This window comes from Streptomyces sp. NBC_00464 (assembly GCF_036013915.1).
In the GTDB taxonomy this organism is placed as follows: Bacteria; Actinomycetota; Actinomycetes; order Streptomycetales; family Streptomycetaceae; genus Streptomyces.
The window spans coordinates 1,230,932-1,252,266 of record NZ_CP107899.1; the positions used below are offsets into that span (position 1 = coordinate 1,230,932).

Below are 21,335 nucleotides of genomic sequence, written 5' to 3' on the forward strand. Positions count from 1 at the left end.
AAGATGACCATCAGTCAGGCGGCCCCCGCCGCAGTAAAGATCCTGATCGCCGGCGGCTTCGGCGTCGGCAAGACCACCCTCGTGGGCGCCGTCAGTGAGGTCGCGCCCCTGCGCACCGAGGAGTTCCTGACCAAGGCGAGCATCGGCGTCGACGACCTGGCCGGTGTCGGGCAGAAGGACACGACCACCGTGGCCCTGGACTTCGGCCGGATCACGGTCAGTCCCGAGCTCGTCGTCTACCTGTTCGGCACCCCGGGCCAGGAGCGCTTCTGGTTCATGTGGAACGACCTGGTCAACGGAGCCCTCGGCGGCGTCGTGATCGCCGACACCCGGCGGCTGGAGACCAGCTTCGCCTCGATCGACTTCTTCGAGAGCCGGGACATCCCGTTCGTCGTGGCGATCAACTGCTTCCACGGCCACAACACCCGCACCCTGGACGAGATCAGGGCTGCTCTCGACCTCGATCCGCATGTCCCCCTGCTGGTCGGCGACGTACGCGAGCGGCCCTTCGGCCGTGACGTGCTGCTGGCCCTCGTGGACCACCTGATGAGCCTGCCCGTCGCGGCCGGCTGATCCCCCTCCCCCGAAACCTCGCACTTCTTCTCGTACTGGAGAGATCCGATATGGCAACACCTCTGCGCGTCCTGATCCACGGCGGCGGAATCGGCGGGCTGACGCTCGCCACCGCCCTGGCCCGGCGCGGCCACACGGTCGAGGTCGCCGAACTCCGCAACGAGCTGGACGCCCTGGGCGTCGGCATCATCCAGCCGTCCAACGCCCTGCACGTCATGCGGGAGATCGGGGTCCTCGACGACTGCCTCAAGGCGGGCTTCGAGTGGGAGGTCCTGACCATCGCCGACCCGGCCGGCAACACCCTGGCGGCCATACCGCAGCCCCGGATGGGCGACGCGCCCTCCAACAACGGCATCCCGCGCCCCGCGCTCGCCCAGGTGCTCGGCGCCGCGGCCACGGCGGCCGGGGCGACGATCCGCTTCGGCGCCACCATCTCGGAGCTCACCGATGACGGCGAGGGCGTGGACGTCACCCTGTCCGACGGTTCCGCCGCGCGCTGGGACCTGGTCGTCGGCTTCGACGGCATCGGCTCGCCGCTGCGCACCCGGCTGTACGGCGACCGCTACGCCCCCCAGTACACCGGCTTCGCCAACTGGCGGGTCACCGTGCCCCGTCAGGAGCAGGTCCGGGGCGTCGTGATGAGCACCGCGGGCCAGGCCGCCAAGGCGCTGCTCACCCCGATCACGGACGAGCTGATGTACCTGGGCGCAGTGTTCGCCGAGTCCGAGGACTTCCGGCCCGACGCGGAGAAGGCGCACGAGCAGCTCAAGGAGCGGCTGCCGATGTTCACCGGCCCGGTCGCCGAGGCGCTCGCCGCGGTCACCGGACCGGAAGCGGTGGTGTACTCGCGGATCTCCCAGGTGACCGTCGAGGAGCCGTGGCACGTCGGCCGGGTGGTCCTGGCCGGTGACGCCGCGCACGCGAGCACCCCGCACCTCGCGCAGGGTGCGGCGATGGCCGTGGAGGACGCGCTGGTGCTCGCCGAGGCGCTGGACGCCGAGGCGGACGTCGCGGCCGCACTCGACGCCTGGGAGGCGCGCCGCCGCCCCCGCGCGATGTGGGTGCAGGCCCTGTCGCACGCCGTGCTCAAGCAGGAGACGGGCGGGGAGACGACGCCCGAGGAGGACGAGCTGCTGAAGGTCGGCATCCCGGGTGCGGCGCACGTGCTGGTGCAGCCGTACTGATCGCCCCGGACGCCCCGTCCCGGCCCGGATTCCCGGGCCGGGACGGGGCGTTCGCGCTGTCAGGGCAGGACCGCCACCCCGTCGATCTCGACCAGTGCCTGTTCGTCCCAGAGCCGTGCTGCCCCGATGACCGCCATCGCCGGGTAGTCGCGGCCGGCCAGCCGCCGCCAGATGCGGCCCAGTTCGGCGGCGTTCGCCCGGTAGTCGGCGACATCGGTGGCGTAGACCGTGACCCGGGCCAGGTCCGCGGGGGCGCCGCCGGCCGCGCGCAGGGCGCTGAGGAGGTTGGTGAGCGCGGTGGTGAACTGCTCGGGGAGGGTGCTCCCGGTGATGTCGCCCCGCTGGTCCAGGGCGGTCTGCCCGGCGAGGAAGACCAGTTGGCTCCCGGTGGCGGTGACCGCGTGCGAGAAGCCGGTGGGCGGTGAGAGTTCGGCGGGGTTGATCCGGTGGATCGGACTCATGCGGACGGCTCCCGGGTCGCGTACAGCTCCTTGGCGATGATGGTGCGCTGGACCTCGCTGGCGCCCTCGTAGATGCGGGGGGCGCGGACCTCTCGGTAGAGGTGTTCGAGCAGATGGCCGCGGCGCAGGGCGCGGGCGCCGTGCAGTTGCACGGCGGTGTCCACGACGTACTGCGCGGTCTCGGTGGCGTACAGCTTCGCCATCGCGGCCCGGCGCGGCACCCCTGGCTCGCCCGCGTCGTACGCCGCGGCGGCCGCGTACACCAGGAGCCGGGCGGCCTCGGTGCGGGTGGCCATCTCCGCGACCTGGTGGGAGACGGCCTGGAGGTCGCTCAGCGGTCCGCCGAACGCGGTGCGGGTGGCGGTGTGCTCCACGGTGGCGTCGAGCGCGGCGCGGGCCATGCCGATGGCGAAGGCGCCGACGCTGGGCCGGAAGAGGTTGAGGGTGTTCATGGCGACCCGGAAGCCCCGGTCCGGTTCGCCGAGCACGTCGTCGGGGGTGACCGGGACCGCGTCGAAGCGCAGGGCGCCGATCGGGTGCGGGGAGAGCATGTCCAGCGCGGTGCCGGTCAGCCCGGGTCGGTCGGCGGGGACCAGGAAGGCGGTGACTCCGCGCGCTCCGGCGCCGTGTGTCGTACGGGCGAAGACGGTGTAGAAGTCCGCCTCCGGGGCGTTGGAGATCCAGCATTTCTCACCGGTCAGCCGCCAGCCGTCGGGCGCGGGCACGGCTTCCAGGGCCAGGGCCGCCGCGTCCGACCCCGCCCCCGGCTCGCTGAGCGCGAAGGCGGCGACGGCCCGGCCCGCGCGGACCTCGGGGAGCCAGCGCTCGCGGTGGGCGGGGGTGCCCGCCTGCACGATCGGGTACGTCCCGAGGCCCTGGAGCGCGAGGGCGGTCTCGGCCTCCGTGCAGCCGCGGGCCAGTGATTCGCGCAGCAGGCACAGGTCGAGCGCGCCGGATCCAAGCAGCCGGTCCAGCAGGCCGAGCTCGCCGAGCGCGGCGACCAGGGGGCGGTTGACGTGCCCCGGCTCGCCCTTCTCGGCGAGCGGGCGCAGCCGCTCGCCGGCCAGGGTGCGCAGCTCCTCGCACCAGGCGGTCTGTGCCGGATCGAGCGAGAATGCCGTCATACCGGCGCCTCTCCTGTCGAAAGTCCCGGTGCCGTCCCCTTCGGGCCGGCTCCGTTTATCGCGGACCGTTGACTACCGTCACCCAAACGATACGCTCCAAGGGCGACAAGGGGGCGATCCTTCATGGACCCGAATACCTCAGCGCACATCGACAGCTTCGCCAGGGAACATCTGCCACCCGCCGACCAGTGGCCGGAACTGGTCTTCGACCTGCCCGAGCTGCACTATCCGGACCGACTCAACTGCGCCGCCGAGCTCCTGGACCGCACGGCCGAGCGCCTCGGACCGGACCGGCCGGCCTTCCGTACGCCCGACGGCGGGGTGCTGAGCTACGGGGAGTTGCGCGACCTGGTCGACCGGATCGCCCATGTCCTCACCTCGGACCTGGGAGTGGTGCCCGGAAACCGGGTGCTGCTGCGCGGGCCCACCACGCCCACGCTCGCGGCCTGCTGGCTGGCGGTGCTGAAGGCCGGCGCGATCGCCGTCACCGTACTGGCCCAGCAGCGGGCCGCCGAACTCGCCACGATCTGCTCGATCGCCCGGATCAGCCATGCGCTGTGCGACGTCCGGTCGGTCGACGACCTCGTGAAGGCAGAGGTGCCGGGGCTGCGGATCACGGCGTACGGGGGTGACGCACCCGACGACCTGCTGCGGCTGACCGACGGCCGGCCGGACCCGTACCGGGCCGTGGACACCGCGGCGGACGACGTGGCGCTGATCGCGTTCACCTCGGGAACCACCGGCCGCCCCAAGGGCTGTATGCATCTGCACCGCGATGTGCTGGCGATCGCGGACACCTTCTCGCGGCACGTCCTGCGGCCTGAGCCCGACGACGTGTTCGCCGGCAGCCCGCCGCTCGGATTCACCTTCGGGCTCGGCGGTCTGGTCGTCTTCCCCCTGCGGGCGGGCGCCTCGGCGCTGCTGCTGGAGCAGGCGGGCCCCAAGCAGCTGCTGCCCGCCCTGGCCGCGCACCGGGTCTCGGTGCTGTTCACCGCCCCGACCGCCTACCGGGTGATGCTGGACCAGCTGGACGGCCACGACCTCTCCGCGCTGCGCCGATGCGTCTCGGCGGGCGAGAACCTGCCCGTCGCGACCTGGCACTCCTGGTACGAGCGGACCGGTCTGCGCATCATCAACGGCATCGGCGCCACCGAGCTGCTGCACATCTTCGTCTCCGCCGCGGACGAGGCGATCCGCCCCGGCACCACCGGTGTCCCGGTCCCCGGCTGGCAGGCCCGGGTGGTGGACGCCGAAGGCGAACCCGTGCCGGACGGCAAGCCGGGACTGCTCGCCGTGCGCGGCCCGGTCGGCTGCCGCTATCTCGCCGACGAACGGCAGCGGGAGTACGTGCGGCACGGCTGGAACCTCACCGGCGACACCTATGTACGCGACGCCGACGGCTACTTCCGCTACGTGGCCCGCGCCGACGACATGATCATCTCCTCCGGGTACAACATCGCCGGCCCCGAGGTGGAGGACGCCCTGCTGCGCCACCCCGAGGTGGCGGAGGCCGCGGTGGTGGGCCGGGAGGACGAGCTGCGCGGCCGGATCGTGGCGGCGTTCGTGGTGCGGCGCGAGGGCTCCGCCCTGTCGGCCGACGCCCTGCGTGCCTTCATGCGGTCCGAACTGGCCCCGCACAAATGCCCCCGCCTCATCACGTTCCTGCCCGCACTCCCCCGTACCGCGACCGGCAAACTGCAACGCTTCCGCCTTCGCTCGGACGAACCCGGTGCGGACTCCGGCCTGCCGGACCGAGAATGATCACATGATCGAACCGCACACCCCCCGCTCGCTGATCGTCACCCTCTACGGTGCGTACGGCCGCACCCCGGGCGACGCCCCGATGCCGGTGGCGGAACTCGTCCGGCTGCTCGGAGCCGTCGGTGTGGAGGCCCCTGCGGTACGGTCCTCCGTCTCCCGGCTGAAGCGGCGCGGACTGCTGGTCGCGGCCCGGACGCCGGGCGGGGCGGCCGGGTACGCGCTCTCGGCCGACGCCCGCCAGCTGCTCGACGACGGGGACCGGCGGATCTACCGGCACCCGGACCCGCGCGTCGAGGACGGCTGGGTGCTCGCCGTGTTCTCCGTGCCGGAGGCCGAACGCCACAAGCGGCACCTGCTGCGCTCACGGCTGTCCGGGCTCGGCTTCGGCACGGCCGCACCCGGCGTGTGGATCGCACCGGCCGCGCTGTACGAGGAGACGCGGCACACCTTGGAGCGCCTCGGACTCGCCCCGTACGTGGAGCTGTTCCGCGGTGACCACCTCGGCTTCGCGGCCACCGGGCAGTCGGTGGCGCGCTGGTGGGATCTGGACGCCGTGGCCCGGCTGCACGACGGTTTCCTGGAGCGGCACGAGCCGGTGCTGCGGTCCTGGGAGGCGCGCCCGGACGAGCCGCCGGTGCCGGAGACGGCGTACCGGGACTACCTGATGGCGCTGGACTCCTGGCGGCAGGTGCCGTACGGGGATCCGGGGCTGCCCAACGAGCTGCTGCCGGCGAACTGGCCGGGCGGCAGATCGGCGGAGGTGTTCGGGCTGCTGCACGAGCGGCTGCGGGATGCGGGGGCGGAGTTCGTCGTCGGATAATTCGATACCGCCGTCGGCGACCCTCCCGGCAGAATGCCTCTGCATGACCTGGACCTTCACGGATGACGTCGACACCTTCCTCGATGCGGCCGGCGCGTCGCTGGCTGCCCGTCCTGCCGAGAGCACGGTCATGCTGACCGTCACCGCGGCCCTGCGCCGCCACGGTCCGCACGCCTTCGGCGATCACGATCCGGTGCTGGGCTGGTGGCGCGGTGCCGACGGCGAGGTGGCGGGCACCATGCTCCAGACGCCGCCCTACCCCGCCTCGTTGAACGCGCTCGCCCCGGAGGCGGTGGGCCCCTTGATGGCCGCCCGGCCGCTCACCCACGTCAACGCGGACCGGGCCACGGCACTGGCGGTGGCGGCCCACTGGCCGGGGCACCGTGTCGACGAGGAGGAGCGGCTGTACCGGCTGGGCGAGCTGGTCCCGCCGTCACCCGCTCCCGGCGGCCGGGCGAGGGCCGCGACCCCTGCGGACCGGGAGCTGCTGCTGCGCTGGTTCGCCGCGTTCGCCTTCGACATCGGTGGGCCGAACGCCGCTCAAAGCGAACGGCAGGGGCGGGCTGTCGACGAACGGACGGCGGAAGGCCGGCTGACGCTCTGGGAGCACGAGGGCGTCCCCGTGTCGATGGCGGGCATCTCACTGCAGATCGCCGGCACCGCCCGCGTCGCTCCGGTGTACACGCCGCCGGAATACCGCGGCCGGGGGTACGCGGCGGCGGTGACCGCCGAGGTCAGCGGCGCGGCCCGGGCGGCGGGTGCGGACGAGGTGCTGCTCTTCGCCGATCTCGCCAACCCGACGAGCAACGGCGTGTACACGCGCATCGGCTACCGGGCCGTCTCGGACCGGCTGGTGGTCAGCGCGCGGGAGAACGATGGATGACAGGACCGAGCCGCTCTGGCTGGTCGCGGCCAACGTCGTCCTGTGGCGGCGGTACGGAGATCTCGGGCAGGAACTCCGGCCCGGCACCAAGGCGTTCCGGGGCGGGGCGAAGGTCTACGTCGTCGACACCTACCCCGGGACGGGGAACGAGCAGCTGACCGCGGTGGGCCACGGCCGGCACACCGGGCGGTGGATCGCCATCGACACAGGAACCCGCCATCTGCACACGTTCAAAGCCCAGTTGGTCTACAGCCCGGCGGTTCTGAAGCGGTGCGGCACCCGGCCGCGGACCCGTGAGGAGGCCGAGGAGCTGGCCGCACTGCTGGAGCGGGTCGCATGTCACGAGCGGCACGCCCATCACGCCGCCCCGCACCCCGATCCCTGCCTCTGCCACGCGTGCCTGCCGCTCAGCCCAGCGTGAGCCGCGGCTTCGGTGCGTCCGTGCGGCCCGTCGGCGGGGTGCGGCTGCCCGCGCGGTACGGGAGGGGCCAGGGCGCGCCCGGTCCGGTGTAGCCCTGGTCGGCCGCCGCGTGGAGCGTCCAGTGCGGGTCGTACAGATGTGGGCGGGCCAGGGCGCAGAGGTCGGCGCGGCCCGCGAGGAGCAGGGAGTTGACGTCGTCCCAGGAGGAGATGGCGCCGACCGCGATGACGGGCACGCAGAGGGTGTTGCGGATCCGGTCGGCGTACGGGGTCTGGTACGAGCGCCCGTACTCGGGCCGCTCGTCCGGGACGACCTGGCCGGTGGAGACGTCGATGGCGTCGGCGCCGTGCGCGACGAACGCGCGGGCGATCTCGACGGCGTCCTCGCCCGTCGTGCCGCCCTCGGCCCAGTCCGTCGCGGAGATCCGGACGGTCATCGGCCGGTCGTCGGGCCACCGTTCACGGACCGCGTCGAAGACTTCCAGCGGGAAGCGGAGCCGGTTCGCCAGGGTGCCGCCGTAGGCGTCGGTGCGGTGGTTGGTGAGCGGGGAGAGGAATCCGGAGAGCAGGTAGCCGTGGGCGCAGTGGAGTTCGAGGAGGTCGAATCCGCAGGTGTCGGCCCGCTCGGCGGCGGACGCGAACTGCTCCCTGACGGTGTCCAGGCCGGCGCGGTCCAGTGCGTGCGGGATCTGGTTGACGCCGGGAGCGTACGGGAGCGGGGAGGCGGCGGTGAGGGGCCAGTTGCCGTCGTCGAGCGGCTGGTCGATGCCGTCCCACATGAGCTTGGTGGAGCCCTTGCGGCCTGAGTGGCCCAGCTGGACCCCGATCGCGGTGCCGGGCGATCCGGCGTGCACGAAGTCGGTGATCCTGGTCCAGGCGGCGGACTGTTCGTCGGTGTAGAGGCCGGTGCAGCCGGGGGTGATCCGGCCCTCGGGGCTCACGCACACCATTTCCGTCATGACCAGCCCGGCTCCTCCGAGAGCGCGCGCCCCGAGGTGGACGAGGTGGAAGTCGCCCGGGACGCCCTCGGTGGCGGAGTACATGTCCATGGGCGAGACGATCACCCGGTTGCGCAGTTCCAGGCCGCGCAGCCGCAGCGGGGTGAACATCGGCGGGGTGCCGGGTGCGCAGCCGAACTCGTCCTCGACGGCCGCGGTGAACGAGGCGTCGCGCAGCCGCAGGTTGTCGTGGGTGACGCGGCGGCTGCGGGTGAGGAGGTTGAAGGCGAACTGACGGGGCGGCTGGTCGACGTACGTACCCAGCTCCTCGAACCAGCGCAGGCTGGCCGCGGCGGCGCGCTGCGTCGATTCGACGACGGGGCGGCGCTCGCTCTCGTACGCGGCGAGGGCGTCGGCCAGGACGGGCTGTTCCTCGATGCAGGCGGCGAGGGCGAGGGCGTCCTCGACGGCGAGTTTCGTGCCGGAGCCGATGGAGAAGTGCGCGGTGTGGGCGGCGTCACCGATGAGGACCGTGTTCGCGTGCGACCAGCGCTTGTTGACGACCGTACGGAAGGTGAGCCAGGAGGAGTTGTTGGAGCGCAGCGGGCGGTGGCCGAGGGCGTCGGCGAAGATCTTGGCGCAGTGCCGGGTCGACTCGGCGGGGTCGCAGATGTCGAATCCGGCCGCGCGCCAGACCTCTTCGCGCATCTCGACGATGACGGTCGAGGCACCGGGTGAGAAGGGGTAGGCGTGCAGCTGCATCACGCCGTACGCCGTCTCGGCGGTCTCGAAGCGGAAGGCGTCCAGGGCGAAGTCTGCGGCGAGCCAGATGTAGCGGCAGCGGTGGGCGGTGAGGCGGGGCTCGAAGCTCTCCGCGTGCGCGTCCCGGGTGGGGCTGTGCACGCCGTCGGCCGCGATCACCAGATCGTAGGAGGCGGCGAGTTCGGCGGCCGGGGGCGCCTCCTCGCGGAAGCGGAGGCTCACCCCCAGTCCGGCGCAGCGTTCGTGCAGGATCTCCAGGAGCCGGCGGCGACCGAGTGCGGCGAAGCCGTGGCCGCCGGAGGTCTGGGTGTGGCCGCGGTGGACGATGTCGATGTCGTCCCAGCGGACGAACTCGCGCTGGAGTGCGGCGTGGACGGCGGGGTCGGCGTGCTCGATGCCGCCGAGGGTCTCGTCGGAGAGGACGACACCGAAGCCGAAGGTGTCGTCGGGGGCGTTGCGCTCCCAGAGGGTGATCTCGCGCTCCGGGCCGAGCCGCTTGAGCAGTGCCGCGGCGTAGAGCCCGCCGGGTCCGCCGCCGATGACGGCGATGCGGCGGAGTGTGTTCGCCTCCCCGCCGACGGGTGCCACCCGGCTCACCGGCCCTGCCATTTCGGAGGCCGTTTCTCGGTGAAGGCGGCGTGGAACTCGGCGTAGTCCTCGCCGTGCATCAGCAGGGCCTGGGTGGCGGCGTCCATCTCCACGGCGGCGGCCATCGGCATGTCGAGCTCGGCGGTGAGCAGCGCCTTGGTCTGGGCGAGGGCGAGCGCGGGTCCGTCCGCGAGGCGGCGGGCGAGTGCCGCGGCCCGCTCGTCGGCGCCGCCCTCCTCGGCCAGTTCGCTGATCAGCCCGATCCGTTCGGCCTCGGGTGCGCGGACGGGGTCGCCCAGCATCAGGAGGCGGGTGGCGTGGCCGAGACCGACGACCCTGGGCAGCAGGTAGGCCGCGCCCATGTCACCGCCGGAGAGCCCGACGCGGGTGAAGAGGAAGGCGAACTTCGCCGAGGGGTCGGCGACCCGGAAGTCGGCGGCCAGCGCGAGCACGGCGCCCGCTCCGGCGGCGACCCCGTGCACGGCCGCGACGACGGGGAACGGGCATTCCCGCAGGGCCCGTACCACCTGTCCCGTCATCCGGTTGAAGTCCAGCAGCTGGGCGGTGTCCATCGCGAGGGTGGCGCCGATGATCTCGTCCACATCGCCGCCCGAGCAGAAGCCGCGCCCCTCCCCGGCCAGCACCAGGGCTCGCACGGACCGCTCGCGCGCCAGCTCGGCCAGGAGGTCGCGCAGATCCGCGTAGGCGCCGAAGGTCAGCGCGTTCAGCTTCTCGGGCCGGGCGAGGGTGACGGTGGCGACGCCGTCCTGCGTCGTGACCCGTAGATGGCGCCAGTGCTCCGTAGGGGACGCGGAGCTGGGAAACGGACTCATCGAGGGTGGTCCCCTTCGGCCGTCGGGCTGCTGCCTGACCCCGAATTTATCACTCATACGTGACTTCCGTCACGAGTGCGCGATAGGCGGAGCGTGAATTCGTAGTGACGAACGTCCCCTTCGTACCGGTCGGCAGGCCCTTGCCCGTGTCATGGGGATTCGTATGGTTGAAACCAAGAAGTTTTGAGCTCCGGAACCCTTGAGCCCAGGACTGTTCACGCTCTCCCGAACGGAAGCCCTGCCGTGCCGTCCGATGCCCCCGCACCCGCCGTCTGGCGCATCACGCTGCCGCACTCCGCGGCCGCCGTGCCGATCGCCCGCGCGCTGATCCGCTCGGTGCTGGCATCCATCGACTCGGACTCCGACGCCCCCGCCGACAGCGACACCGCCGAACTGCTGACCGCGGAGCTGGTCGCCAACGCCGTGGAGCACACCCCGGGCGACGAGCCCGTCGAGCTGGTGGTGGAGCTGCTGCCGACCGGCTGCCAGGTGGAGGTGCACGACGGCGATCCGGCCCCGCCGGGCGATCTCTCCCGCCCGGACCCCGACTGGGCGCCCGATCCATGGCAGGAGCACGGCCGGGGGCTGCTGCTGATCCGGACCCTCAGCTCGTCCTGCGGTCACCGCACGACGGAGCGCGGCAAGGCGGTGTGGTTCACCCTGCCGTCCTGCACCCGTCCGAGGCCCTGACCGGCCGGAGACCGCTCAGCCGCCGGCCCGGCCCGCCAGCCGCGAACGGCTGCGCCCGTATCCGGCGTACACCACCGCACCCACCACCAGGAACACCGCGAACTGCACCCAGGTCGACCAGCCGGTGCCGTACATCAGATACACGCAGAAGCCGACGCCGAGAAGCGGGCTGAGCGGGTAGAGCGGGACCCGGAACGAGCCCTTCACCTCCGGATTGCGGCGGCGCAGCACGATCACGGCGACGTTCACCGCGACCATCGTGGCCAGCGTCCCGATGGTCGTCAGGTTCACCACCACGTCGAGCGAGGAGAAGGCCGCCGGAACGGCGAAGACGACGGCGACGATCCACGTGTTGGCGACCGGTGTCGCGGTGCGCGGCGAGACCCGTTCGAAGACCCGCGGGACCAGGCCGTCGCGCGACATGGACATCAGGATGCGGGTCTGTCCGTACATCACCGCGAGGACGACCGAGGCGATGGCGACGACCGCGCCGAACGCGATGATCCCGCCACCGACCGTCGAGTCGGTGACCTGGTCGACGATCAGCGAGAGCGCGGCCGGCTTGTCGGAGACGGCGTCCGGGCCGAGGGCGCCGATCGCGGCGAGGGCGACCGCGCAGTAGAGCAGCGTGACCAGGCCGATGCAGATCATGATCGCGATCGGAATGTTCCGCCGGGGGTTCTTGACCTCCTCACCCGTGGTGGTGATGGCGTCGAATCCGATGTACGAGAAGAACGCCAGCGAGGCGCCCGCGGTGACACCGCCCGCGCCATGGGACATGAACGGCGTGAGGTTGCCGTGCTCGAACGCGGTGAAGGCGATGACGCAGAACATGATCAGGATGGTGATCTTGAGAACGGCCATCGCCGCCGTGGCCCCGGCACTCTCCCGGATGCCGCGCACCAGCAGCGTCGCGGCCATCATCACCACCAGCACGGCGGGCAGGTTGATCACGCCCCCGTCGGCGGGACCGGCGGAGAGCGCGGCCGGCAGCTGCCAGCCGAAGAGGCTGTCGAGCAGCTCGTTGACGTACTGGCTCCAGCCCACCGCCACCGCGGAGACGGATACGCCGTACTCCAGGAGCAGACACCAGCCGACGAGGAAGGCCGTGCGCTCACCGAGCGTGGCGTAGGCGAAGGAGTACGAGCTGCCGGAGACGGGGATCGCGCTGCCCAGCTCGGCGAACGAGAACGCGGTGAAGATGCAGGTGACGGCCGCGAGGACGAAGGACAGCACGACTGCGGGGCCGGCCTCGGCGACACTGTCGGACAGGCCGACGAAGATGCCGGTGCCGACGACGGCACCGATCCCGAAGCACACCAGCTGGAAGAGCCCCATGGTGCGCTTGAGCCCGTGGCCCTCCAGGTCGGCACCGGACTCGGCGATCAGCTGGTGCGGGTCCTTGACGCGGTGCGGCGGGCCGGGTAGGCGCAGGGGGCTCACGGCGGTGGTCTCATCTCTGGTGGTGCAGTGGGGGGATGGTGCGGCGACGGCAGTGGGGGCCGGTCGCCGGACACGGAAATGGGGTTCGAGCGTGCGAGCTCGAACCCCACCAACGGGGACCATATGAGAGTACCCGTACGCATGTTCACCCAATTGGGCGCATGATCATGCGGTACGACCGGTCAGCGCTTCGCCATCGTCGCCACGAGCACGGCCTTGATCGTGTGCATCCGGTTCTCCGCCTCGTCGAAGACGACGGAGTGCGCGGACTCGAAGACCTCGTCGCTGACCTCCAGCTCGGTGAGGCCGTGCCGGGCGTGGATCTCCCGCCCCACCTTGGTACCGAGGTCGTGGAAGGCCGGCAGGCAGTGCAGGAACTTCACGTCGGCGTTGCCGGTGGCCCGCAGGACGTCCATGGTGACGGCGTACGACGCGAGGGCGGCGATGCGCTCGTCCCAGACCTCCTTGGGCTCGCCCATCGAGACCCAGACGTCGGTGGCGACGAAGTCGGCGCCGCGCACACCCTCGCCGACGTCCTCGGTGAGCGTGACCGTCGCCCCGCTGACCTCGGCAAGCTCGTGGGCCTTGGCGACGACGGCCTCGGCGGGCCAGTAGGCCTTCGGCGCGACGATCCGCACATCCATGCCCAGCAGAGCGCCGGTGACGAGGTAGGAGTTGCCCATGTTGAACCGGGCGTCGCCGAGGTAGGCGAGGGCGATGCGCTCCAGCGGCTTCCCGCAGTGCTCGGTCATCGTGAGGACGTCGGCGAGCATCTGGGTGGGGTGCCAGTCGTCGGTCAGCCCGTTGAAGACCGGCACACCGCCGTGGGCCGCCAGCTGCTCGACGTCGTCCTGGCTGTCACCGCGGTACTCGATCCCGTCGAACATCCGGCCGAGGACGCGGGCGGTGTCCTTCACGGACTCCTTGTGCCCCATCTGCGAGCCGGAGGGGTCGAGGTAGGTGGTGGAGGCGCCCTGGTCGGCGGCGGCCACCTCGAACGCACAGCGGGTGCGGGTCGAGGTCTTCTCGAAGATCAGCGCGATGTTCCTGCCGCGCAGCTGCTGGACCTCGGTCCCCGACTTCTTCGCGGCCTTGAGCTCGGCGGCCAGCCCGATCAGGCCGCGGAACTCCTCGCCCGTGAAGTCCAGCTCCTTGAGGAAGTGGCGGCCTGCGAGGTCTATGGCCATGGTGACTGCTCCTGGGTCGGACGGGGACGCATACGGTAACCCTGGAAGTCTATACGATGCAATGCATCGCTATACAGAGCACCGATGGGGCGCCGACTGGGCCCCGGTGGGGCTGCGGTGGGACTGCCACCCGCCCGAGCCCCACAGCCCGCCTACACCGGGTCCCGGACCACCGGGCAGCTCATGCAGCGGGGCCCGCCACGGCCCCGGCCCAGTTCGCTGCCGCGGATCTCGATCACCTCGATGCCTTCCTTGCGCAGATGGGTGTTGGTGGTGGCATTGCGCTCGTAGGCGACGACGACACCAGGTTCCACGGCCAGCACGTTGCAGCCGTCGTCCCACTGCTCGCGCGCGGCCGCGTGCACGTCCTGGGTGGCGGTCAGGACCCGAATCGCGTCCAGCCCCAGCGCCTCGGCGATGGCGCGGTGCATGTGCTCGGGCGGGTGGTCGGTGACCTTGAGATCGCGCGGCCCGTCCCCGGGCTCGATGGTGTACGAGCGGAGCATGCCCAGGCCCGCGTACTTGGTGAAGGTGTCCCCGTCGACCATCGTCATCACCGTGTCGAGATGCATGAAGGCCCGGCTCTTGGGCATGTCGAGTGCCACGATCGTCCGGGCCGACCCGGCATCGAAGAGGCCGCGGGCCAGCATCTCCACCGCCTGCGGGGTGGTGCGCTCACTCATCCCGATGAGCACGGCGCCCCTGCCGATGACGAGGACGTCGCCGCCCTCGATGGTGGAGGGGTAGTCGTCCTGGCCCTCCGACCAGTGGTGGAAGGCGCCCGCATCGGGGCTCGTGAAGAGCGGGTGGTGGCGGTAGATCGCCTCGAAGTGGACGGTCTCGCGCTGCCGGGCCGGCCAGCGCATGGCGTTGATGGAGACGCCGTCGTAGATCCAGGCGGAGGTGTCGCGGGTGAAGAGGTGGTTGGGCAGCGGGCCGAGCAGGAAGTCGTCCAGGTCCATGACGTGGAAGCGCACGGACGTCGGCTCGCGGTAGCGCTCCAGGAACTCCCGTTTGGTCATCCCTCCGACCAGGGCCTCGCAGAGGTCTGCGGTGGACAGCTCCTCGAAGGCGGCCCGCAGATGCTCCGTGGCCAGCGGCCCGTACTCCTTCTCCTCGAAGACCCGGTCCAGCACGAGCCGTCGGGCCACGGGGATCTCCAGCGACTCCCGGAGCAGGTCGCCGAAGAGGTGCACCTCCACGCCGCGGTCGCGCAGTACGTCCGCGAAGCCGTCGTGCTCCTCGCGGGCCCGGCGCACCCAGAGCACGTCGTCGAAGAGGAGCGCGCCCCGGTTCTCCGGCGTGAGCCGTTTCAGTTCCAGATCGGGGCGGTGCAGGATGACGCGGCGCAGCCGCCCGGCCTCGGAGTCGACATGGAATCCCATGCCCTCATCCTCACCGCGCGGGACACCGTTCACCCGGCGAATCGCCAGCCGGTTCTGCCGGCGGGCCGGGACCCCTCACGGTCCCGGCCCGCCGGTGCGGCGCTACAGCCGCGGGTCCACCGGCTCCGACTCCAGCGCCAGGACCGCGAACACCGCCTCGTGGACCCGCCACAGCGGCTCCCCCTCGCCCAGCCGGTCCAGGGCTTCCAGGCCCAGGGCGTACTCGCGCAGGGCGAGCGACCGCTTGTGGCCGAGGAAGCGTCCGCGCAGCCGGTCCAGATTCTCCGGGCGGGTGTACTCGGGGCCGTAGATGATCCGCAGGTACTCCCGGCCACGCACCTTGATCCCGGGCTGTACGAGACGGTCCTTCCCGTCCCTGACGAGCGCGCCGAGCGGCTTGACGACCATGCCCTCGCCGCCGCGGCCGGTCATCTCCAGCCACCAGTCGATGCCGGAGCGGACCGAGGCCTCGTCGGCGGTGTCGACGACGAGCCGCCGGGTGACCTGGAGCAGACCGGTGGGGTCGTGCTCCACCAGCCGGTCCAGCCAGGCCAGCTGCTCGTCGTGGGGTACGGAGGCGAGCGAGCGGCCCTGCACGGCAAGGATCTGGAACGGTGCCAGGCGCACCCCGTCCAGCCCTTCGGTGCTCCAGCAGTAGCGGCGGTAGGCCTCGGTGAACGCGGCCGCGTCCTCGGCCCGGCCCCGCTGCCGCTCAGCGAGCCCGCCGACGTCGATGCCGCGTGCCGTCGCTGCCGCGAGCGCCCCGGTGGCCGCGGGGAAGACCGCGCCGGACGCGGCACCGACCGCGGCGTACTGCGAGCGGAGCAGTCCGGCCGCCTTCAGGGACCAGGGCATCAGCTCGGCGTCGAGCAGCACCCAGTCGGTGTCCCACTCCTCCCACAGCCCGGCGGCGGTGACGGCCGCGCGCAGCCGGCCCAGCACGGTCTCGGTGAGCGCGGCGTCGTCCAGGAACGGCCGTCCGGTGCGGGTGTGCAGCGCACCCGTCGGGCTGTCCTTGCCGAAGTCACCGGTCCCGAAGCGCTCCCGTGCCACGTCCGCGTCCCGGCAGACCAGGGCCACGGCCCGGGAACCCATGTGCTTCTCCTCGCACACGACCTTGGCCACGCCGTCCGCCCGGTACTGCGCGAACGCCTCGGCAGGGTGCTCCAGATAGCCCTCCTCGTGCGAGGTGGCGGTCGGTGCCATGGTCGGCGGAAGGTAGGCGAGCAGCCGGGGGTCGACGGCGAAGCGGCTCATGACCTCCAGCGCGGCCGCCGCGTTCTCCTCGCGCACGGCGATGCGGCCCATGTGCCGGGTCTCCACGATCCGGCGGCCCTGCACATCGGCGAGGTCCAGCGGCCGGCCCTCCCGGCCGCCCGGCGCCTCGGTGGTCAGCGGCTTCACGGGCTCGTACCAGACCTGCTCGGCCGGTACGTCGACGAGCTCGCGCTCGGGCCAGCGCAGCGCGGTCATCTTCCCGCCGAACACGGCCCCGGTGTCCAGGCAGATGGTGTTGTTGATCCAGGAGGTGGTGGGCACGGGGGTGTGGCCGTAGACCACGGTGGCGCGGCCGCGGTAGTCCTCCGCCCATGGATAGCGCACCGGCAGTCCGAACTCGTCGGTCTCACCGGTGGTGTCGCCGTAGAGCGCATGCGAGCGGACCCGCCCGGACGTGCGTCCGTGGTACTTCTCGGGCAGACCGGCGTGGCAGACGACCAGCTTGCCGTCGTCCAGCACGTAGTGGCTCACGAGGCCGTCGATGAACTCCCTGACGCGCTCCCGGAACTCCGGGTCCCTGGTGTCCTCCCGCTCCAGCTGCTCGATGGTCTCGGCGAGCCCGTGGGTCTGCTGGACCTTGCGGCCCTTGAGGTAGCGGCCGAGCTTGTTCTCGTGGTTGCCGGGAACGCAGAGCGCGGTGCCTTCCGAGACCATGGACATGACGCGGCGCAGCACGCCGGGGCTGTCGGGCCCGCGGTCGACGAGGTCGCCGACGAACACCGCCGTGCGCCCTTCGGGGTGCGCGCCTTCCACGTACCCGAGCTTGCCGAGCAGGGTCTCCAGCTCGGAGCTGCAGCCGTGGATGTCGCCGATGATGTCGAAGGGGCCGGTGAGGTGGCGGAGGTCGTTGTAGCGGCGCTCCAGGACCACTTCGGCGTGCTCGGCCTCCTCCTCGGTGCGCAGGATGTGGACCTTGCGGAAGCCCTCGCGCTCCAGGCCGCGCAGTGAGCGGCGCAGCTCCCGGCGGTGGCGCTGGACGACGTGGCGGGGCATGTCGGCACGGTCCGGGCGGCCCGCGTTGCGCGCGAGGCAGACCTCTTCGGGCAGGTCGAGGACGATCGCGATGGGCAGCACGTCGTGCTCCCTGGCCAGCTGCACCAGCTGGCGGCGGCTCTCCGACTGGACGTTGGTGGCGTCGACGACGGTGAGCCGCCCCGCGGCCAGGCGCTTGCCCGCGATGTAGTGCAGGACGTCGAAGGCGTCCCGGCTGGCGCTCTGGTCGTTCTCGTCGTCCGCGACCAGGCCCCGGCAGAAGTCCGAGGAGATGATCTCGGTCGGCTTGAAGTGCCCGCGCGCGAAGGTGGACTTGCCCGAGCCGCTCGCCCCGATGAGGACGACGAGGGAGAGGTCGGTCACGGGCAGGACGCGCCCGGTTCGCCCGGTGCTGTCACGCGTGCTGTCACTGGTCCTGCTCATGCGGCTTTCGCCTCCTTCTCGGTCCTGCCCGCCTCGGCCGGCGCGTCGGATGTTTCGGGTGTGTCAGATGTTTCGGGTGTGTCGGGTGTGTCGGTGTCTCCGGCCGCGGTCATCGTGAACACGACCAGCTGGGTGGGCGGACCCACCTCGGGGTCGTCGGGGCCCACCGGGACGAACTCCACCCCGTACCCGTGCCTGCGGGCCACTTCGCCCGCCCAGTCCCGGAATTCGGCCCGGGTCCATTCGAAGCGGTGGTCGCCGTGCCGGACATGCCCGGCCGGGAGGGTCTCCCAGCGGACGTTGTACTCGACGTTCGGCGTGGTCACGAGCACGGTGCGGGGGCGGGCCACACCGAACACCGCGTATTCCAGGGCCGGCAGCCGCGGCAGGTCGAGGTGCTCGACGACCTCGCTCAGCACCGCCGCGTCGTACCCCTTGAGCTGCTTGTCCGTGTAGGTGAGCGAGCCCTGCCTGAGCGTCACCCGGGCGGCCTGCCGCTCCCCCATCCGGTCCAGCTTCAGCCGGCGCGAGGCGATCGTCAGGGCGCGCATCGAGACGTCGACGCCGACGATCTCGGTGAAGCGCACATCCTTCAGCAGAGCCTGCACCAACTGCCCCTGGCCGCAGCCCAGGTCGAGCACCCGGCTCGCCCCGGCAGCGGTCAGCGCCGCCAGGATCGCGGCCCTGCGCTGCTCGGCGAGCGGCACCGGCCGCTCCTCGGTGTCGGCCGTCTCGTCGACGGCGTTGTCGATGCTCTCGACGTCGAGGTCGTCGGACTCCGCGAGCCGCACCAGCTCCAGCCGCTGCATCGCCTGCCGGGTCAGCCCCCAGCGCCGCGACAGATAGCGGCTGGTGATCAGCTTCTGCTCGGGGTGGTCGGCCAGCCAGCCCTCACCGGCCCGCAGCAGCTTGTCCACCTCGTCCGGCGCCACCCAGTAGTGCTTGGCGTCGTCGAGCACCGGCAGCAGGACATACAGCTGACGGAGCGCGTCCGCGAGCCTCAACTCGCCCTCCAGCAGCAGCCGTACATACCTTGAGTCCCCCCACTCGGGGAACTGCTCGTCCAGCGGTACGGCCACCGCCTCCACCCGCGACCAGCCGAGCGGTCCGAAGAGTTTGCGCACCAGCTCGGCACCACCACGGGCCGGCAGGGCGGGCACCTCGATCCGCAGCGGCATCGGCTCCGCCGCCCGCTCGGGCATCGACTTGCAGGTGCCGCTCAGCGCGGACTTGAAGACGGTGCTCATCGCGACGGAAAGCAGCGAGGACGCCGCGTAGGGACGGTCGTTGACGTACTGGGCGAGCGCCGCGTCAGGGGCGCCGCCACGGCCCTTGCCCTTGCCCCGCCGCACCAGCGCCACGGGATCCACCTCCAGCAGCAGCGCCGCCGTGCAGTGCTCCGCGGACGCTTCGGGGTAGAAGACGTGCGCGGTGCCATGGGAGGTGGAGAACGTCTGCGCCTTCTCGGGATGCTTGTGCAGCAGAAAGCCGAGATCGGTGGCGGGACGCTCCGGGGTGCCGGTGGTACTGATCGTCAGGAACACACCTTCGAGTATGGTCCGGTTCACTCGCCCTCACCAGGGATTTTCGGCTCACCCGGGCTCTTCTGTCCCTCCCGTGCCGAGCAGCGCGGCCAGCTCGGCGATGGTGGCCGGACCAACCCGGCAGCAGCCGCCGACCAGCCGCGCGCCGGCGTCCCGCCAGGCCCGGACCCGGCCGGGGTCGAACGTGGCTCCCCCGGCCCATCTCCTCCCCTTCGCATCCCAGCGTTCGCCGCTGTTCGGATAGACGACGACCGGCTTTCCGGTCGCCTCCGCCGCCGCCCGGACCGCCCCGTCCACCTCGGCCGGATCGCAGCAGTTCACCCCTGCCGCCACCACCTGCTCCTCTCCGGCGACGAGAGCGAACGCCTCCTCCAGCCGTTGCCCGGCCCTGGTCCGGCCTCCGGCCACGGTGTAGGAGAGCCAGACCGGCAGCCCGCACTCCCCCGCCACCCGCAACAGCGCCTGCGCCTCATCCACGTCCGGCACCGTCTCCAGCGCCAGCGCATCGGGGCCGGCTGCGGCCAGCGCCTCGATCCGGGGGCGGTGGAAGCGCTCCAGCTCCCCGACCGTGAGCCCGTAGCGGCCGCGGTACTCGGCCCCGTCCGCCGTCACCGCCCCGTACGGGCCGACCGATGCGGCGACCCAGACCTCCCGGTCCACCGACCCCGCCGCCCGACGGGCCAGCTCCACGCTGCGGGCGAAGAGCCCGGCCGCCGCCGCCCGCCCGATCCCGCGCTGCCGGAACCCTGCGAAACTCGCCTGGTAGCTGGCGGTGATGAGCACCTGCGCACCCGCCCGCACATACGCCGTGTGCGCTGCCTCGATCTGTTCCGGACCGTCGGCGAGCAGCCGGGCGGACCACAGCGCGTCGGACAGATCGCAGCCCTGCGCCTCCAACTGGTTGGAGAGTCCGCCGTCGAGCAGGACCGGGCCCTCCGCGAGCGCGGTGGCGAGCGGGCGGGACGGCGCCCCGGCCGGACGGCCGGGATCGCGGGCGGGTGACACCAGAGGCTCCTTGTCGTCTCAGTCGAGCTGGGACTGGACCTGAGACGAGATCAGCTCCAGGTGCTCCAGGTCATCGAGATCCAGCACCTGGAGGTAGATGCGCGACGCTCCGATCGCGCCGAACCGGCCGATCCTGTCGACCACCTCGGCGGGCGAGCCCGCCAGTCCGTTCGCCTTCAGTTCCGCCACGTCCCGCCCGATGACGGCGGCCCGGCGCGCCACCTCCGCGTCGTCCTTGCCGACGCAGACGACCAGGGCGTTGGAATACACCAGGTCGTCGGCCCCTCGGCCCGCCTCCGCGGCCGCCGCCCTGACCCGGCCGAACTGCTTCTCGCTGTCCTCCAGCGAGGCGAACGGGATGTTGAACTCATCGGCGTACTGAGCGGCCAGCCGTGGCGTCCGCTTCGCACCGTGTCCGCCGATCAGCACCGGCACCTTGGCCTGCGCGGGCTTGGGCAGCGCGGGTGAGTCCGTGAGCTGGTAGTACGTGCCGTCGTAGCTGAACGTCTTGCCGACCTCGGTGGCCCACAGACCCGTGACGATCGCCAGCTGCTCCTCCAGCCGGCCGAACTTCTCCTTGGGGAAGGGAATGCCGTACGCCTTGTGCTCCTGCTCGAACCAGCCGGCTCCCAGACCCAGTTCGACGCGGCCGCCGGACATCTGGTCGACCTGCGCCACCTGGATCGCGAGCACCCCGGGAAGCCGGAACGTCCCGGCCGTCATCAGTGTGCCGAGGCGGATCCGCTTGGTCTCGCGCGCCAGCCCGGCCAGGGTGATCCATGCGTCAGTGGGGCCCGGAAGGCCGTCGCCCTGCCCCATGTGCAGATAGTGGTCGGACCGGTAGAAGGCATCGAAGCCGAGGTCCTCGGCCGCCTTCGCGACGGTGAGCAGGGTGTCGTAGCTCGCCCCTTGCTGGGGCTCGGTGAAGATTCGAAGATCCATGCATCCATCCTGCACCTCCGGATGCCGCGCACTCCTCTTCCGCCGCCCTCCGGATGCCGCGCACTTCTTCGGCCGCCCTCCCCACGCCGCCGCGCCCC

General features: G+C 71.8%; 18 protein-coding genes. 7 read left to right on the forward strand and 11 right to left on the reverse strand.

From position 1 onward, the window contains the following. Positions 1–3 precede the first annotated feature (3 nt). Both OG912_RS05245 and OG912_RS05250 read left to right on the forward strand, forming a co-directional pair. The gene (locus OG912_RS05245; RefSeq protein ID WP_326739416.1) at positions 4–573 is read left to right on the forward strand and encodes a GTP-binding protein; all 570 of its coding nucleotides are present in this window, start codon (positions 4–6) and stop codon (positions 571–573) included. 50 nt (positions 574–623) lie between these two features. Beyond that, positions 624–1,757, forward strand: a complete 1,134-nt coding sequence (locus OG912_RS05250; RefSeq protein WP_327708395.1) for an FAD-dependent monooxygenase — start codon at positions 624–626, stop codon at positions 1,755–1,757. A 59-nt stretch (positions 1,758–1,816) separates the two neighbouring features. Here the strand turns inward: OG912_RS05250 and OG912_RS05255 are convergent, their stop codons facing one another. Next, complete coding sequence (locus OG912_RS05255; protein ID WP_326739414.1) at positions 1,817–2,218, reverse strand: RidA family protein; 402 nt, start codon at positions 2,216–2,218, stop codon at positions 1,817–1,819. Next, positions 2,215–3,342 (reverse strand): acyl-CoA dehydrogenase family protein, encoded by a 1,128-nt coding sequence (locus tag OG912_RS05260; RefSeq protein WP_327708396.1) that lies wholly within the window; start codon positions 3,340–3,342, stop codon positions 2,215–2,217. The genes OG912_RS05255 and OG912_RS05260 overlap by 4 nt, the downstream gene beginning before the upstream one ends. A 123-nt stretch (positions 3,343–3,465) precedes the next feature. Here OG912_RS05260 and OG912_RS05265 point away from each other — a divergent pair, with 123 nt between their 5' ends. The 4 genes from OG912_RS05265 to OG912_RS05280 are packed head-to-tail and all read left to right on the forward strand — an operon-like array spanning position 3,466 to position 7,227. Continuing rightward, the gene (locus tag OG912_RS05265) at positions 3,466–5,103 is read left to right on the forward strand and encodes an AMP-binding protein (protein ID WP_327708397.1); all 1,638 of its coding nucleotides are present in this window, start codon (positions 3,466–3,468) and stop codon (positions 5,101–5,103) included. Positions 5,104–5,107: 4 nt separating this feature from the next. After that, complete coding sequence (locus tag OG912_RS05270; RefSeq protein ID WP_327708398.1) at positions 5,108–5,923, forward strand: PaaX family transcriptional regulator; 816 nt, start codon at positions 5,108–5,110, stop codon at positions 5,921–5,923. A gap of 43 nt (positions 5,924–5,966) precedes the next feature. Then, positions 5,967–6,806: a GNAT family N-acetyltransferase gene (locus OG912_RS05275; RefSeq protein ID WP_327708399.1), complete on the forward strand. Its 840-nt coding sequence runs from the start codon at positions 5,967–5,969 to the stop codon at positions 6,804–6,806. Then, entirely contained in the window at positions 6,799–7,227 is a 429-nt protein-coding gene (locus OG912_RS05280) for a hypothetical protein (RefSeq protein WP_327708400.1), read from the forward strand. The genes OG912_RS05275 and OG912_RS05280 overlap by 8 nt, the downstream gene beginning before the upstream one ends. Here OG912_RS05280 and OG912_RS05285 read toward each other — a convergent pair. Next, positions 7,214–9,535: a bifunctional salicylyl-CoA 5-hydroxylase/oxidoreductase gene (locus tag OG912_RS05285; RefSeq protein WP_327708401.1), complete on the reverse strand. Its 2,322-nt coding sequence runs from the start codon at positions 9,533–9,535 to the stop codon at positions 7,214–7,216. The two genes, OG912_RS05280 and OG912_RS05285, sit on opposite strands and share 14 nt — an antisense overlap. Further along, complete coding sequence (locus tag OG912_RS05290) at positions 9,520–10,347, reverse strand: enoyl-CoA hydratase family protein (protein WP_327708402.1); 828 nt, start codon at positions 10,345–10,347, stop codon at positions 9,520–9,522. The genes OG912_RS05285 and OG912_RS05290 overlap by 16 nt, the downstream gene beginning before the upstream one ends. Before the next feature lie 243 nt (positions 10,348–10,590). Between OG912_RS05290 and OG912_RS05295 the strand changes: the two genes are divergently transcribed. Continuing rightward, positions 10,591–11,037 (forward strand): ATP-binding protein, encoded by a 447-nt coding sequence (locus OG912_RS05295; RefSeq protein ID WP_327708403.1) that lies wholly within the window; start codon positions 10,591–10,593, stop codon positions 11,035–11,037. A gap of 15 nt (positions 11,038–11,052) precedes the next feature. Here OG912_RS05295 and OG912_RS05300 read toward each other — a convergent pair whose 3' ends face one another. The 7 genes from OG912_RS05300 to OG912_RS05330 form a co-directional block, all read right to left on the reverse strand. Then, entirely contained in the window at positions 11,053–12,480 is a 1,428-nt protein-coding gene (locus tag OG912_RS05300; protein ID WP_327708404.1) for an amino acid permease, read from the reverse strand. A gap of 182 nt (positions 12,481–12,662) precedes the next feature. After that, positions 12,663–13,667, reverse strand: a complete 1,005-nt coding sequence (argF, locus tag OG912_RS05305) for an ornithine carbamoyltransferase (protein ID WP_327708405.1) — start codon at positions 13,665–13,667, stop codon at positions 12,663–12,665. Positions 13,668–13,819: 152 nt separating this feature from the next. Next, entirely contained in the window at positions 13,820–15,052 is a 1,233-nt protein-coding gene (locus OG912_RS05310) for an arginine deiminase (RefSeq protein WP_327708406.1), read from the reverse strand. A gap of 102 nt (positions 15,053–15,154) precedes the next feature. Next, positions 15,155–17,746 carry a polynucleotide kinase-phosphatase gene (locus tag OG912_RS05315; RefSeq protein WP_327708407.1) on the reverse strand — a complete coding sequence of 864 codons (2,592 nt, stop codon included), beginning with the start codon at positions 17,744–17,746 and terminating at the stop codon, positions 15,155–15,157. Next, a complete protein-coding gene (locus OG912_RS05320) occupies positions 17,743–19,290 on the reverse strand; it encodes a 3' terminal RNA ribose 2'-O-methyltransferase Hen1 (RefSeq protein ID WP_327713343.1) in 1,548 nt (515 codons plus the stop codon). The genes OG912_RS05315 and OG912_RS05320 overlap by 4 nt, the downstream gene beginning before the upstream one ends. A 48-nt stretch (positions 19,291–19,338) precedes the next feature. Next, positions 19,339–20,295 carry a homocysteine S-methyltransferase gene (gene mmuM / locus OG912_RS05325; RefSeq protein ID WP_327708408.1) on the reverse strand — a complete coding sequence of 319 codons (957 nt, stop codon included), beginning with the start codon at positions 20,293–20,295 and terminating at the stop codon, positions 19,339–19,341. 18 nt (positions 20,296–20,313) lie between these two features. Beyond that, positions 20,314–21,237, reverse strand: coding sequence for an LLM class F420-dependent oxidoreductase (locus OG912_RS05330; protein WP_327708409.1), 924 nt, complete (start codon positions 21,235–21,237; stop codon positions 20,314–20,316). Positions 21,238–21,335: the final 98 nt, after the last annotated feature.